Annotated in this window: 12 protein-coding genes; 6 read left to right on the top strand and 6 right to left on the bottom strand. The window is 45.5% G+C overall.

The genetic code is table 11. The annotated features are described in order from the left end of the window. Window positions 1-47 precede the first annotated feature (47 nt). Window positions 48-737 (top strand): Uma2 family endonuclease, encoded by a 690-nt coding sequence (locus tag F6K57_RS15315; protein ID WP_293027020.1) that lies wholly within the window; start codon window positions 48-50, stop codon window positions 735-737. A gap of 7 nt (window positions 738-744) precedes the next feature. Here F6K57_RS15315 and hppD read toward each other — a convergent pair whose 3' ends face one another. The 4 genes from hppD to F6K57_RS15295 all read right to left on the bottom strand — a co-directional run bounded on the left by hppD (window position 745) and on the right by F6K57_RS15295 (window position 3,408). Next, window positions 745-1,887 (bottom strand): 4-hydroxyphenylpyruvate dioxygenase, encoded by a 1,143-nt coding sequence (hppD, locus tag F6K57_RS15310; RefSeq protein WP_293068974.1) that lies wholly within the window; start codon window positions 1,885-1,887, stop codon window positions 745-747. A gap of 13 nt (window positions 1,888-1,900) precedes the next feature. After that, window positions 1,901-2,104, bottom strand: coding sequence for a hypothetical protein (locus F6K57_RS15305; RefSeq protein WP_293068971.1), 204 nt, complete (start codon window positions 2,102-2,104; stop codon window positions 1,901-1,903). A gap of 29 nt (window positions 2,105-2,133) precedes the next feature. Continuing rightward, on the bottom strand, window positions 2,134-2,262 hold the full coding sequence (locus tag F6K57_RS15300; RefSeq protein WP_293068969.1) for a hypothetical protein: 129 nt from the start codon (window positions 2,260-2,262) through the stop codon (window positions 2,134-2,136). A gap of 126 nt (window positions 2,263-2,388) precedes the next feature. Beyond that, on the bottom strand, window positions 2,389-3,408 hold the full coding sequence (locus F6K57_RS15295) for an AraC family transcriptional regulator (RefSeq protein WP_293027035.1): 1,020 nt from the start codon (window positions 3,406-3,408) through the stop codon (window positions 2,389-2,391). A 297-nt stretch (window positions 3,409-3,705) separates the two neighbouring features. On the opposite strand from F6K57_RS15295, the gene F6K57_RS15290 reads away from it, so the two are divergent. Then, window positions 3,706-6,300: an arylsulfatase gene (locus F6K57_RS15290; protein WP_293068966.1), complete on the top strand. Its 2,595-nt coding sequence runs from the start codon at window positions 3,706-3,708 to the stop codon at window positions 6,298-6,300. Window positions 6,301-7,363: 1,063 nt separating this feature from the next. On the opposite strand, the gene F6K57_RS15285 is transcribed toward F6K57_RS15290, so the two are convergent. Further along, on the bottom strand, window positions 7,364-7,561 hold the full coding sequence (locus F6K57_RS15285; protein ID WP_293068964.1) for a hypothetical protein: 198 nt from the start codon (window positions 7,559-7,561) through the stop codon (window positions 7,364-7,366). A gap of 4 nt (window positions 7,562-7,565) precedes the next feature. Between F6K57_RS15285 and F6K57_RS15280 the strand changes: the two genes are divergently transcribed. The 3 genes from F6K57_RS15280 to F6K57_RS15270 all read left to right on the top strand — a co-directional run bounded on the left by F6K57_RS15280 (window position 7,566) and on the right by F6K57_RS15270 (window position 12,525). Next, window positions 7,566-9,869, top strand: a complete 2,304-nt coding sequence (locus F6K57_RS15280; protein ID WP_293068961.1) for an arylsulfatase — start codon at window positions 7,566-7,568, stop codon at window positions 9,867-9,869. Between the two features lie 303 nt (window positions 9,870-10,172). Further along, a complete protein-coding gene (locus F6K57_RS15275; protein WP_293068958.1) occupies window positions 10,173-11,384 on the top strand; it encodes an RNA-guided endonuclease TnpB family protein in 1,212 nt (403 codons plus the stop codon). A gap of 103 nt (window positions 11,385-11,487) precedes the next feature. Beyond that, window positions 11,488-12,525: a formylglycine-generating enzyme family protein gene (locus F6K57_RS15270; RefSeq protein ID WP_293068954.1), complete on the top strand. Its 1,038-nt coding sequence runs from the start codon at window positions 11,488-11,490 to the stop codon at window positions 12,523-12,525. Between the two features lie 221 nt (window positions 12,526-12,746). Here the strand turns inward: F6K57_RS15270 and petJ are convergent, their stop codons facing one another. After that, a complete protein-coding gene (petJ, locus tag F6K57_RS15265) occupies window positions 12,747-13,091 on the bottom strand; it encodes a cytochrome c6 PetJ (RefSeq protein ID WP_293068951.1) in 345 nt (114 codons plus the stop codon). A 516-nt stretch (window positions 13,092-13,607) separates the two neighbouring features. Between petJ and F6K57_RS15260 the strand changes: the two genes are divergently transcribed. Further along, window positions 13,608-15,548 carry a hypothetical protein gene (locus F6K57_RS15260; protein ID WP_293068948.1) on the top strand — a complete coding sequence of 647 codons (1,941 nt, stop codon included), beginning with the start codon at window positions 13,608-13,610 and terminating at the stop codon, window positions 15,546-15,548. The last annotated feature ends 161 nt before the right edge of the window (window positions 15,549-15,709 follow it).

Raw genomic sequence — 15,709 nt, 5'->3', positions numbered from 1 at the left:
CAACCGTCAACCGTCAAGAATCTGAACACTATAACAGAGGTCAAGCAATGGTTGCACCCCTATCTTCTCCGACTAAACTAGACGTCATCTACCCCGAACGTGATGGAAAACCGATGTCAGACAATACTAAACAGTTTCGCTGGATTGTCACAATTCAAGGCGGTTTAGATGCCCTGTTTCAGGATGACCCTAATGTCTTGGTGGTAGGAGACTTACTGTGGTATCCCGTAGAAGGCAATAATAAAATTTGTACTGCTCCTGATGGGATGGTGATCTTTGGTAGACCCAAAGGTGATCGTAGTTCCTATCTACAGTGGAAAGAAGATAATATCCCCCCACAAGTGGTGTTTGAGATACTCTCTCCAGGAAACACCCTCACCGAAATGGCCAAAAAACTGGCATTTTATGACCGCTATGGGGTTGAAGAGTATTATCTCTATGACCCAGATAAAGTGGACTTGAGTGGCTGGCTGCGTAATCAGGGTAAGTTAGAGGTGATTGACTCGATCAGCGATTGGGTGAGTCCGAGATTGGGGATTCGGTTTGATATGAGTGGTACACAACTCCAGATCTATCGACCGGATGGCAAGCCTTTTGCTACCTATCTTGAGTTAGCCCAAGGGAAGCAAGAAGCTGAATCGAGAGCAGAGCAAGCTGAAGCCTTGTTGGCTCAGGAACGACAACAGATGCAAGCCCTTTTAGCCAAATTGCAGGAAAAAGGGATCGAGCTGGAATAGCTTGAATTCACCTGGATAATTCACCAGTTCCTAAAGCTCCTCGCTTGTTCTGTTCCCGCTCGATGGCTTCAAACAAAGCACGAAAATTCCCTTCTCCAAAGCCCTTGGCCTGAAAGCGGCGCTCAATGATTTCAAAAAAGAACGTAGGCTTGCCAAAAATGGGCTGGGTGAAGGTTTGAAGTAACAAAGCTTGGGGAAACTCTTGCTGCCAATCTACTAAAATTTGTCTGGTAGCAATTTCTTCCCATTCTGCTGTTGGTAAAGGTAAATTAGAGCCCCCTGGTCTTTGCCGCAACTCCCTATAGTAGCTGGAAGGAACTTCAATAAACGGCAAACCTCGACCACGGAGTTGAGCGATCGCTTCTACTATATTGCTAGTTCTAAGAGCAATATGCTGAATTCCTGGTCCACCATTGAAATCTAGAAATTCCTGAATCTGGGAATTAGCAGACGTTGGTTCATTGATGGGCAACTGCACCTCACCAGTGGAATCAACCATGACCTGAGAGTATAAACCAGACTGTTGTGTCTTAATAGAAAATATTTGTTGTGGGCAAAATCCCAGCACGTGTTGATACCAATTTACTGCCCGTTCTAACTCACCAGCAGCTACGTTAAGTACCACATGATCAATGGTGGTGAACATGGTCTGAGGATTGTTATTGACCTGGTTTGCCTCTCTACTAAGGGAGGGTACCTTACCATCAGCAGTATTCGTGATCCAGTTCAACTGAGCCGGGAAAAAGGATTCCTCACAGATGCCATCCCGCTCAACTAGGGTATGAACCAGAGAACCCCAGGAGGGGATTTTACTCCACTTTAGCCGTCCCTGTCTTTGCAATTGCTCCTGAGGTAATTTTACCACTTGGTTTCCTTGAGCGATCGCATTCTCAATCACTGCTTCGAGGTCTTCTACAAGAAAAGCGATGTCAGCCACCCCAGGAGGATGTAGACGCAAAAACTCAGCAATAGGACTTGTTGATGTCAGAGGTGAAGAGATAACAAAAGTGATTGAGCCACTTTTGACAACTTCTGTGTAGGTATGGTGACTACTGCCACTAGCGACCCGTTGAAAGCCAAGAATGTTGACTAACCAATCAGAAAAAACTGTAGCATCTCTAACATAGAAATGAACATGATCAATTTTCATGATTGACATCTAGTTAAAGAGCTTGTACTGTTTTTAATTTTGCTATTTTTAGAAAATTATACCAAGTTGCCGTCAAATCTATAGCATTTTCCAGGGAGTAGGGAGTAGGGAGTAGGGAGTAGGGAGTAGGGTGTAGGGAGTAGGGTGTAGGGTGTAGGGTGTAGGGTGTAAGGTAGGCAGTGCCTACCAAACCGATTGGCCAGCTTGGTAAATCCATCTGATATCATCATGTCAGGATAATTACCCTTAATCAAAACCTACCCCTGTGAGATCTCCCCATCTCCCCACACTCCCCACACTCCCCATCTCCCCATCTCCCCATCTCCCCATCTCCCCACACTCCCCACACTCCCCATCTCCCCACACTCCCCACACCTCCCACACTCCCCTCTCTTTCCCGATTCCCGATTCCCGATTCCCGATTCCCGATTCCCTAAAATCCCGAAATTGTAGACCTCATAGCTATGATAATTGCTATATTTATCCCTCGATACTCAAGGCTTAGTTTGCAGTGTTTCGCAATGTCTCTGAAGGTAACTCCCCAAACATAGCTTTGTAATCTTTAGTAAAATGACAAGGACTGTAGAACCCAAATTCACTAGCAACGATGGCTATGGTACAACTTTCTGGTTCGCTTGCCTTCAAGCATTCTCGCACTGCATTAAGTCGTCGTACCTTGAGATAGCGCATGGGACTCAAGCCAAATAAGTCCTGAAAACCATAAGATAAGGCAGAACTGCTAGACCCTAAATTTTGAGCTAGCTGTTTTAAGGTCAGAGGTTTGTCTAAGTTGGCTAACATTTCTTTTTCAGCTTGGGCAATCAACTTTGCTCTTCGGGAAGGTTTGAGAAAACACTTGGAATTTAACTTAGTGGGAATATTACTAATCAACAAAGGAAGGAAATCATCAGCAACGAGTTTTTCAATGTGAGGTTTTTGTAACCAAGTAGGTTTGTGTAATGCTAACCAAACAAGTTCTTTCAGGTAATCTTTAATTTCGTTCATCCCCGTTGGTAGCAAATTCACATGATTTTTACTCCGGAAATTCTCGTCTAGATCGTGGCGTTGTAGTTGGTCTGCATAAGTATCAAACGTTTTAACAGGCATTATAATGTGTGTCAAGGTTGCACCTTGAGGAAAGATTTCGTCTGCTTCCTTGTTATTGAAACCAAAAATAGTCCTTTGAGGCTCCACAGGGTGACGGAAAGAGTAATATTCCTTTTCATTCTCAGACCAAAGTATCGCAAAAGATATGTATTCCTTTCCCCCCTCACCCGAAAATTGAATCCCTTGGTTCGCCTGATTACAGACGAAATATAAGTTACCAACCTGAATCGACAAAAACTCAGCTTGAAGAGGACCGGGACTGAGTTGTATTATTTCCTTATTTTGATACTCAAAAAACTCTTTGAAACTATCCACATCTGTAAAGGATTTGGATAAAATATTCTGATTGCCTGTCCCAGGATCATCCTCAGCTTGGGTAGTTTTACTATTGTTGGTATCAATTAACAAAATCATTTAAGCACCACTCTATCAAAAAAATAATCCAACCAACTATAAGCAAAACTAATACAATTTGAAACTTAGTTATTTAAATCTTATAGCTTAGAAAGTTGGAATTTTTGATTATTCACAGAGATACCTTACCACTAAAGTGAACTTGAGGTCTTTGACTTACCCCATAGCACAACAGAGTGGGCATGACCCACCCTGATGCGATTATGGCCATTGACATCGAATGCTGCTCCTGCGAAACCAGATGTGATCTATCACGCTGCCTCCAGGCCGGAGAGGATGTCAACAAAGAGTTAACTAATGAAAACCTCAAATGTTAACAGCACTAAGTGTATGAAGAAAACTGTTCTGAAACTTAAAAGATTACTCAATCTCCTAGTTGTGGCGATCTTTTCCCTAGGAGTATTGGTACCGCCAGCCTTGGCTCAGGAAATTTTGCCCCAACCAGACCCAGAATTTAAGGGTCAAATTGGTGTCACTTACGAAACTTCCGGGGAGCCAGATAAGTCAATTATGGAATCCCCTGAAGCCCCAAAAAATGCACCTAACATTGTCCTTGTCCTCTTGGATGATGTGGGATTTAGTTCCTCAGAAACCTTTGGTGGCTCGATTAAAACACCAACTTTGGAGAAGCTAGCAGACGAAGGGATAACTTATAATCGATTCCACACAACTGCCCTCTGCTCGCCAACTCGTGCGGCTCTACTAACAGGACGCAATCACCACTCGGTGGGCAGTGGAGTGGTTCAGGAACTGGCAACAGGTTATCCTGGTTATAAAGGCTTGATTCCCAAAAGCACAGCCACCATTGCCGAAGTTCTCCAAGAAAATGGCTACAGCACAGCTTGGTTCGGTAAAAATCACAATGTTCCTGATAACCAAACCAGTATGGTTGGTCCCTTTGACCGCTGGCCTAATGGTTTGGGATTTGATTACTTCTACGGATTTATTGGTGGAGAAACAGACCAATGGTTTCCAGCACTGTATGAAAATCAGAACCCAATCAATGCACCAGCCAAAACCAGTGATGGAGAAGACTACAACCTCACCCATGACCTTGCCGATAAAGCAATTGCTTGGATGAACAATCAGCATTCAATTGCACCCGATCGCCCTTTCTTCCTTTACTTTGCTCCCGGTGCTACCCATTCACCTCACCAACCACCAGATGATTATCGCGATAATTACGAAGGTGATTTTGATGACGGTTGGGACGTAGAGCGTTTGAAAATTTTCAATCGTCAGAAGGGCATTAACGGTGAAACTGCGAAAACTCCCGGTATAATTCCTGCTGATGCTGTACTTACCCCTCGCCCAGAAGGAATACCTGCTTGGGATGATGATACAGAATTCGACGACAGCGAACGTGCGGCATTAGCAAAGGAGATGGAAATCTATGCGGCTTTTCTAGAATACACTGATGTAGAGGTCGGTCGTGTCCTTGATGCTATTCCTGAAGAGGAAGTAGAAAACACCATGATCGTCTATATCGTGGGTGACAACGGTGGTTCAGCAGGCGGTGGTGTGTATGGAACTTGCAACACCATGAAAAATCTTAACGGACTCGGCCCTGAGATTACTCTTGAAGAAATCAAGGAGTGTGCAGAGGAGTGGGGTATGCGTGGAAAGGGAAACTCGCCAGGATACTCCGTTGGCTGGGCTTGGGCTACGGATGCACCTTTCCAATGGACAAAAGAGGTAGCTTCCCATTTTGGCGGTACTCGCAATCCCATGATTATTAAATGGCCAAAGGTTATTCCCCCGACTCCAGACAAAAGGGAGATCCGAGACCAGTTTCACCATGTTATTGATATCGCACCGACAATTCTGGAAGTAACTAGGATTCAGGAACCAGAGATCGTTAACAGCATCCAGCAGCAGCCGATAGAAGGGGTGAGTTTAGCCTATACCTTTGGTTTTGGTAAGATACTTGATGATGATTATGATGGAGAAGGTGCTGAAGGTACTCATAAAACTCAGTATTTTGAGATGTTTGGGAATCGAGGCATCTACAAGGATGAAGGAGAACACGAATGGATGGCATCAACTGTGCATGCAAAACCAGTTGGCGATGAACCTCTTAAACCTTTCGATGAAGATGAGTGGGAACTGTACGATTTAAAGACTGATTTCTCTCAAGGCAAAGACTTATCCAAATCGGAGGAAGAAGAAAAAGATGATTATCTTGATAAATTAGAGGAACTCAAAGACTTATTCCTCGTTGAGGGAGGTAAGTATAATGTTTTTCCTCTGGACGATCGCTTTGTTGAACGAGGTGATGTTAGTTTACGTCCCAGTTTTACTGCAGGACGCTATCATTTCGATTTCTATGAAGGCGCGGTTCGACTGCCAGAAGGGACAGCACCAGATGTGAAAAACAAATCTCATCAAGTTACTGCTGAGGTAATGATTCCTGAGGAAGGCGCTGAAGGTGTACTCCTGGCCCTCGGTGGAGAGACGGGAGGCTATAGCTTCTACATCCTGAACAACAAACTTTACTATACTCTAAACTACCTTGGCGATCACTATGATATTGTGTCTCAAAACAATGTTCTCACTGGTGATAATGTCAAGCTGACATTCTGTTTCCTGTACTCAGGAACTTATGGAGACGGTGAGGGTAATGGAGGTGAGGTTACTCTCTTAATGGATGATAATGAGGGTAATGTATTTACTACTATTGACACCATCGAAAAAACCGTACCTGCACGATATTCTCTGGAAACTCAAGATGTAGGGATGGATTTACTCTCACCAGTAACTCATAACTATAAGGATCGGTTACCTTTTGAGTTCACAGGTACAATTAAGAAGGTGACCATAGACCTTGAACCTCCTCCTGAAGAATCTACTTCAGCATGGCAATGCCCATATTCACCACTAACTCTCCGTTGAAGTAGCTAATTGCATTGTAAGCTTAGACGCATTCATGTTTGCTGCTGATTTCTTTACCTATAAGGCTGTCAAAAACAAAAAAGTGCAATGTGTGTGCGTCTAAGCTTATTCCATTCACCCACAGTTCAGCTACAAAATTATTAAATGCAATGAATCCGGAAACTTTGGTATCTACAGAAAATTACTACTCCAAACCGGGCGTTGCTGATTCTGGGTATGGTTGCGCCCCCCTAGCCCCCCAATTCTGGGGGGAACAAAACTTTCTTGCGTCCCCCAAAGTTGGGGGACCAACGGGGGCTTTAATAAAACCAGATGATCGCGGATTCATTCCTTAATTCAGCAACGCCCCAAACCGAGGCAGGAGGGTCAGAATATTTATGATCTTTGGGAAGAAGGGAAAGCCTACCAGGATTCCATCACTCCTAGTATCTACATTCCCCAATACCGCAAGTTTATTACCACCAGAATTAAATCTTTGGTTGACTATGACTACAGTAAACCGATTTTAAGTGTGGGTAGTGGGAATGCTTTTGTGGAAAGGGATTTATACCAGCAGGGTAAGCCCAAGAAAAAATGGCTCATAATGTGCATTGGTTAGATATCGGTTGATCGTGGTTTGAAAGCCCTATAATCTCCTAGAACTGTACTCGCAATAGAGTTAATTTGTTGAGAATGAGCTAGCTTTTTTCTCAATAAGCCACAGCTTATTGATTCTTGCGCTTACCCTGCCACCAAGTATAAGGAAAAGTTATAGTTGTTGGAAAATTAGTTAATTCTATCTTATAGCTGAGAAAGTTGGAATTTTTGATTATCCACAGAGATAGCTTACCCCTAAGCTAGGAAATGTCGGCAAAGTCAATTTCCGAATAGCAAAAAAATAGACCTCTTGCAAAAGTCTATTTTGGCTAGGTAAGACCAATACTTTCGGTCCCATTTTTGGATCCATTTTTGCATTTATGCAAGAGGTCTAATGTAGAAGTAATTGACTCCCTCCACTCATCCCAAAATCATCTCGATCGCGTTTTGGGATGGAAGCTTGAGATCGAGATTTTGTTATTCCTTTTTACAAGGTTTTAACCATGTTTTTCAAGGATTTTTTAAACCGAATGTTGAGAGCGATCGCGATATTTGCGATCGCCATCTCTCTCCTATTGGGAAGTATTACTCCCCCTGTCTTGGCACAAACTGCTGATGGCTCGACCCTGCCATTCCCGCCAGTGCCATCAGCCAGCGTTGCCGGACCGACTTTGGACGAGCCCACCACCATGATCCGGCGCGAGGAACCGAACTATATACCCAACGAAAATCCCCCCAACATCCTGATTATCCTGCTGGATGATGTGGGCTTCGGGCAGCCTGACACCTTTGGTGGCGAGATCCACATGCCGACCCTAAGCCGTCTGTGGGATGAAGGGATTGCCTATAACACCTTTCACACTACTGCCATCTGCTCGCCCACCCGCGCCGCTCTCTTAACGGGGCGCAATCACCACCGAGCCCAATCAGGTACGATCGCAGAATTTGCGGTGGACTGGGATGGTTACCTGGGGGTTATTCCCAAGACCACTGCCACGGTCGCCGAAGTTTTGAGGGAATACGGCTACAAAACCTCTGCCTTTGGCAAATGGCACAATACCCCAGCTAATGAGACCACAGCTATGGGTCCATTCGATCGCTGGCCGACCGGGCATGGTTTCGACTATTTCTACGGCTTCCTTGCGGGGGAAACCTCTCAGTATGAGCCGCGCCTCTATGAGAACCTCAACCCCATAGAGCCGCCCCACGACGAGACTTACCACCTCAGTGAAGACATGGCGGATAAAGCGATCGCCTGGATGCGCCACCACCGTTCCTATTCTCCCGACAAACCCTTCTTGATGTACTGGGCACCAGGGGCAGTCCACGGTCCTCACCACATCTTCAAGGAATGGGCAGATAAGTATAAGGGTAAATTCGATGACGGCTGGGACGAGTACCAAAAGCGGGTCTTTAACAACCAGAAAGCCCTGGGCTGGATTCCAGAAGATGCGCAGCTAGCTACTCGGCCTGATGACATGGCAGCATGGGATCAGATTCCCGATGAGGAACGTGACTTCCAACGGCGGTTGATGGAAGTCTATGCAGGGTTTCTCGAACATGTGGATACCCAGGCTGGTAAGGTGATCTCGGAACTCGACGATCTGGGCATTCGCGACAATACCATCGTCTTTTATATTGTTGGTGACAACGGAGCCAGTGCCGAAGGTCAGGAGGGCACTATCAGCGAATTTCTTGCCCAGAATCTAATTCCCAGTACGATCGAGGAGCAACTTGATGCTCTCGACGAACTAGGCGGACTTGATGCCCTGGGAACCCCAAAAACCGAAAACATGTACCACGCCGCTTGGGCCTGGGCAGGGGATGCCCCCTTCCGTTATACCAAGCTAGTTGCTTCCCACTTCGGTGGTACCCGCAACCCGATGGTAATCTCCTGGCCCGATGGCATCACCCCCGACAAAACCCCCCGGTCTCAGTTTCACCATGTCAACGATATCGCTCCAACTATCTACGAGATCCTGGGCATTACCCCCCCTGAAGAGGTTTACGGCTTCAAGCAAAAACCCCTCGATGGGATTAGCATGAAGTACACCTTCGACGATGCCAACGCAGAGGATCGAAAGAATGTTCAGTATTTCGAGAACAGCGGCAGCCGAGGCATCTATATCGATGGCTGGTATGCCTGCACCTTCGGTCCTCAGATCCCCTGGAATATAGCTGAATCAGCAGAGGGCTTCCTTGACTGGGATCCCAATGAGGATGTTTGGGAACTGTATCACATTACCGAGGACTTCACTCAAATGCACGATCTGGCCGCTCAGGAGCCAGAGCTTTTGGAGGTAATGAAACAACTGTTCTTGGAAGAAGCAGAAGAGAATTTGGCATTCCCCATTGGGGGCGGCCTGTACATCAACACTCATCCCGAAGAGCGGATCGGGAGTCCCTACAGTAGCTGGGTCTTTGATGAAAGCACAACTCGTATGCCTGAATTCACTGCACCGGGTCTAGGTCGTGAAAGCAACCTGGTTACGATTGATGTCGATCTGGGTGAAAATCCTTTGGCTTCCGGCGTTATCTATGCCTTGGGAGGTTCCGGTGGCGGTGTGAGCTTGTTTATGGACAACGGAATTCTCAAGTACGAGTACAATATGCTGCTCTTAGATCGTTATAAGGCTGCATCAGATGCACCGCTCTCTGCCGATCATCACACCATTGAAGTAGAAACAACCATCGAGAGTTTCGATGACCCAGGTGAAGTGGTTATACGAGTGGATGGTGATGAAGTGGACCGAACCACTATCGAAACAATCGTCATGGGAGCCTTCAGTGCCAGTGAAACCTTCGATGTCGGCACGGATCTGGGGGCTCCGGTTTCCCTAGACTATGCCGATCGCGCTCCCTTTGAGTTCGACGGGAAGATCGACAAGGTTGAAGTCAACTTATACTCGGCATTGGAGCCCTACCAAGCTTCCGAAGATATGAGTAACGAAGACTTCTGGAACCGAATCATTCAGGAGGTTACCGATAAGTGACAGTTGAGTTAGATGGCTAGCCATTAAATTAGGATGTCGGGAGGTATTTCTATATGCCTCTCGGCATCACACCCATCCCAAAATCATCTCGATCGGGTTTTGGGATGGAAGTCCGAGTACCAAACTGTTAGTAGGGTGGGCATTGCTCACCCTTATAAAGGATCGAAACGCTGAAAACCCCGTGTCTTTAGACCGGGGATGAAAGCGAACAGCGGCTTTAGCCGCCTACAAAATCTCAGGCTAAATTTGATGTTTTAGTCTGAGAGTGCTAGATTAAAATAGTTACAGTTAAGGTCGAATCTGATGATTATTTTAGAGTTTAAGGCAAAAGGAAAGAAACATCAATACTCTGCTATTGATGAAGCTATTCGGACGGTTAAATTTATCCGCAATAGTTGCCTTAGATATTGGATGGACAATAAAGGGGTTAATAAATTTGACCTCAATAAATATAGTGCAGTCCTAGCTAAGCAATTTCCTTTTGCCAATGAATTGAACTCTACAGCTCGTCAGTCTAGCGCAGAAAGAGCCTGGTCATCAATTATTCGGTTCTTTGATAACTGTAAGAAAAAGATCCCCGGAAAGAAAGGCTTTCCTAAATTCCAAAAACACTGCCGTTCCGTCGAATACAAGCAGTCTGGATGGAAGCTGTCCCCTGACAAAAAGTCAATCACGTTTAGTGATAAGAAGGGCATCGGAAAGCTTAAACTTAAAGGTAAATGGGACTTATGGCGTTTTGACCAAAAACAGATTAAGCGGGTTCGGATAGTCCGTCGGGCGGATGGATACTACGTTCAGTTTTGTGTTTCAGTTGACATCAAAGAAGAATTAGAACCAACTGGAATAGCTGTCGGCCTGGATGTTGGACTAAAAGAGTTCTATACTGATTCGACTGGAAAAACTGAATCAAATCCTCGTTTTTACAGAACGGGAGAGAAACGTCTTAAGTTCTATCAACGCCGGGTTTCCCGGAGAAAGAAAGGCTCATCCAATCGCAGAAAAGCAATTAACAGACTAGGTAGACAGCACCTTAAAATAAGTAGGCAGCGTGAAGAACATGCCAAGAGACTAGCACGTTGCGTAATCCGATCTAGCGATCTGGTCGCCTATGAAGATTTAAGAGTCAAAAACTTGGTTAAAAACCACTGCCTAGCTAAGTCTATTAATGATGCAGGTTGGTATCAATTTAGAAAATGGATGGAGCATTTTGGCACTAAATTTGGGAAGGTGACGGTTGCAGTAAATCCCGCCTATACCAGTCAAAATTGCTCAGAATGCGGCGAAGTAGTCAAGAAGTCACTATCTACTAGGACTCATGTCTGTAAGTGTGGTTGTAAATTAGACCGAGACCACAACGCCGCAGTCAATATTCTTAAAAAAGCCTTGGGTACGGTGGGGCACACCGGAACCTGGATCTTGGATCCCAACGCTTCGGGAGATCTGACCTCTACTGTTCTTGGTCTCGGCCAGGTTCAGCAAGCCGGATCGTTGAGCGAAGAATCCCCGCGTCTTTAGACCGGGGAGTGTCAATCATCTCATCGCCCGAACTAAAACGAAACTCTTCAACCGCTCTGCGATCGCCCCGACCCCCCTCTTAGATTACTCTTCTTCAATATCCATGTTTTTCTCTTTGCTTCAGAAGAATTTAACTCGTGATCTTGTTGGCATTTTGCTGGCGGTCTCCCTCCTCTTCCTCTTCCCAACCGTCTTGACTTCGTCACCTTTGGCTTTTGCCGATTCTCCCTGTCCTGAAGGTATGGTGTCGATCCCTGGGGGAACCTTTACGATCGGGTCCGACACCTACTATCCCTCAGAGCGTTCTGCTGTTGATGTGACCGTGGATAGTTTTTGCATCGATCGCCACGAAGTTACCAACGCCGACTATCAAGCATTTGTCCAAGCTACAGGCTACCTCACCGTTGCCGAACGTCCCCTGGCCAAAGACCAATTCCCTGGCTTAAGCGAAGCGCAACGACAGCCCGGTTCCCTGGTGTTTCAGCCCCCTGCACGGGGTATCCAACAAGTAGCTTATTTAAGCTGGTGGGATTGGGTTGTTGGTGCTAATTGGCAACATCCCTACGGACCCGACAGCACCATTAAAGGTTTTGACAACTACCCTGTTGTTCACATTGCCTATGAAGATGCGGTTGCCTATGCCGATTGGATGGGTAAAACGCTCCCCACCGAAGCCCAATGGGAATATGCAGCACGGGGTGGTCTTGACACTGATACCTCGATCCCTGGTGAACAATATGCCCCTCACAAAGCCAACACCTGGCAAGGCTTCTTCCCCTTCTTCAACACCAAAGCCGATGGCTATCTCGGTCCTGCCCCGGTCGAATCCTTCTCTGCCAATGGTTACGGTCTTTACGATATGCTGGGCAACGTTTGGGAATTAACCGCAGATTGGTATGGTGTGGGTCATAGGGGGAAAGATCGCAGCCTCAATCCATTGGGACCGGATCAAGGGAGTAGTTTCGATCCGGAAAAGCCTGATCAAGGGGCACTCCATGTAATTAAAGGCGGATCTTTCCTCTGCGCCCGAAATTATTGTAGCCGTTATCGTCCTGAAGCACGAGAGTCCCAAGCTCCTGATACAGGAACCAATCATGTGGGTTTTCGTTTAGTGGCGATGCCTTGGCACGATGAAGGTTAGGGCTGAAATCGTTATCCTTCTGTCTATCCCAAAGTTACGGCTGACTGCTGAACGCGCACGCGTGCGCATAGCGCATATGCTTACCTTAATTAATTTCGAAATATTCATGGCTGGTGCGTTACGGCGCTCCTGACGTAAACTCTCAACTGTTGGGAGTTGATTACGCCGCGCCTAACGCACCCTACGGGATGATTGATTAAAAACTAGTCACTAAATGCAGCCTACCACTTATCAGCCTGGTCTAAAACATAAGCAGCTACATCTTCAATTTGGGCGGGTTTTAAACGACCACGAAAGGCAGGCATAGCTCCTTTGCCGTTTGTTACTTGTTTGATGATAGCTTTAGTAGGAGACGCGTCATAGTCCTTCAGATATTTCTTCAGGGCCTCCTTCTTCAGCGTTTTCTCGTGCTTGACTACATTTTTGCCGCCCATATGACAAGCATTGCAGTTAGCGTTAAATACGATTTTCCCGTTAGCTGGATTACCAGCAGCTAAAGCGGAATCAGGGAAGCTGAAGGTTATTAAAGCGAAAACTAGCAGAATCGCAATTAGTATTTTTTTCAAAGTGTTTCTCCTCTCAGTATGGCGTTGAGCCAGATATTATCGTAAGCTAAGAGGGGTGACTCGGTCAAACCCCAGGGTGTCAAAGTTATAACAATAATTAACAATTAAATTAACAATTAATAAGATGGGCAATCCCCACTCAGGGGAAACCAAAGAATCAATAAGGCAGCCTTAATATCAATATTATTGATATACCTATGCAATAGTGCTGATAATAAAGGCTGAATAGGGTCATAATATTTGCCCAACTTGAAGGTGATAACCTCTAAAATTTATTAGTAATAAATAGCATTAATGGTACCCTAATTTAGGCAAGTGCGATTGCAAGTATTTAGCGGTCAGCCGTCAGTGGTCAGTGGTCAGCCTTGAGCTGATAACTGATAGCTGATAGCTGAATGCTTAAGTGCGATCGCGTAGCGTGACCTACGGTCAATCGCATCAGCCTCTAAGCCTTGTGATGGAGCAATTTAAAATAAAACAGAGAAAGTCTTAGCATCTAACGACCAACCAACATCCATGAGTCAAACCGAACAAATCCTATCCCAGTTACCTGGTGATGTTCTCGGACGCCTGCGCAGTGCTGACAAAGTCTGGAAAGCCTTACGAGATGGCACAACTCCAATCCCAGAGGTGATTACAGAAACCGAAGAGGGATTAGGCACCCTAGACTTGGATGTAGTAATCTGTGGCGGTACCTTGGGAATTCTGATTGGTGCTGCTCTACAACAGCGAGGCTGGCGAGTTGCCGTAGTTGAACGGGGGGTTTTGCGCGGTAGAGACCAAGAGTGGAATATCTCTCGCCAAGAACTGGAGGTATTCCTGGAACTTGACTTACTCTCAACGGCGGAATTAGAGAATGCGATCGCATCCGAGTATAACCCAGCTCGGATCAGTTTTTTCCAGGGTCCTGATTTCTTGGTAAAGGACGTACTCAACATTGGTGTTGACCCAGTCTTTCTGCTCGATACCCTCAAAGCCAAATTTTTAGCTGCTGGCGGTAAGCTCTTTGAAAAGACATCCTTTACACAAGCCACTATTCATCCCGATGGCGTCTCAATGGGGTTGAAGGTTAACCAGTTGGAGGTTGACCCTTTGGAGGTTGAAAGGTTGAAGGTTGAAAGGTTGAAGGTTGACCCGTTGGAGGTTGAAAGGTTGAAGGTTGACCCGTTGGAGGTTGAAAGGTTGAAGGTTGACCCGTTGGAGGTTGAAAGGTTGAAGGTTGAAAGGTTGAAGGTTGAAAGGTTGAAGGTTGAAAGTTCTAACTTGGAACCTTCAACCGATACTAACTTGGAACCTTCAACCGATACTAACCTCGAACCTTCAACCAACACTAACCTTCAACCTTCAACCAACACTAACCTCCAACCTTCAACCAACACTAACCTCCAACCTTCAACCGATACTAACCTTCAACCTTCAACCAACACTAACCTCCAACCTTCAACCGATACTAACCTTCAACCTGTAACCGAACTTAAGGCTCGCTTACTGATAGATGCCATGGGACATTTTTCCCCAATTGTTAAGCAAGTCAGGCAAGGTCAGAAACCAGAAGGGGTTTGTTTAGTGGTTGGTAGCTGTGCTCAAGGCTATCCTAAAAATGACATGGGGGATTTGATAGTATCCTTCACTCCTATCCAAAATCAATGTCAATATTTCTGGGAAGCATTTCCAGCCCGGGATGGTAGAACAACCTATTTATTTACTTACTTAGATGCTAATCCCGAACGTCCTAGTTTAGAATTTTTATGTGACGAATACTTCCGTCTCTTACCAGAATACCAGGGAGTAGACTTATCCCAACTTGACTTTAAACGAGTACTATTTGGCTTTTTTCCTTCCTATCAAAAAAGTCCCCTAAGAATGCCTTGGAATCGGATTTTACCGATAGGGGATAGCAGTGGTGGGCAATCACCAGTCAGTTTTGGTGGATTTGGTTCCATGGTCAGACATTTAAAGCGTCTTAGTAACGGAATTCATGAAGCCTTAGATTATGATTTGCTAGACCGCAATGCCTTAGCCCAACTACAACCCTATCAGCCTAATATTGGGGTAACCTGGATGTTTCAACGGACGATGAGTGTTGGCATCAAGCAACAACTAGCACCAAATCAAATTAATCAATTACTCACTGGTGTATTCCAAGCCATGGCAAACCTGGGAGATGATGTGCTTAAGCCCTTCCTCCAAGATGTAGTGAAGTTTTCAGGATTATCTAAAACCCTATTTGTGACATCATTAACTAAACCAGGATTAGTGGTGCCAGTGATTCCTCAAGTAGGATTAACCATGCTATTGGATTGGATGGTTCATTATAGTAATTTAGCCGTTTACAGTAGTTTGTATCCAGCAGGTAAATTACTCAGTGGCATGTTGACTACTTTGCCACCGAAACCAAGATATTATTACCACCGTTGGCTGGAAGCATGGCGCTATGGGTCTGGGGGTGATTATTAATTTAGGCAATAGGCAATAGGCAATAGTTGGGTAGTGGCGTGGCAAGCTTAAAATAGTGTAATAGACAGAAAACAAACTGGATAATATGGGAAGAGGTCGTCGGGTAATGGTTTTTCTAACTTCAGACCAGAGAGAAAAACTGGAAGGAATTAGTCGTAATG

This window comes from Moorena sp. SIO4A5 (assembly GCF_010672005.1).
In the GTDB taxonomy this organism is placed as follows: Bacteria; Cyanobacteriota; Cyanobacteriia; order Cyanobacteriales; family Coleofasciculaceae; genus Moorena.
Note: the sequence above shows the minus strand (reverse complement) of the source record. Positions and strands in the feature narration are given on the sequence as shown.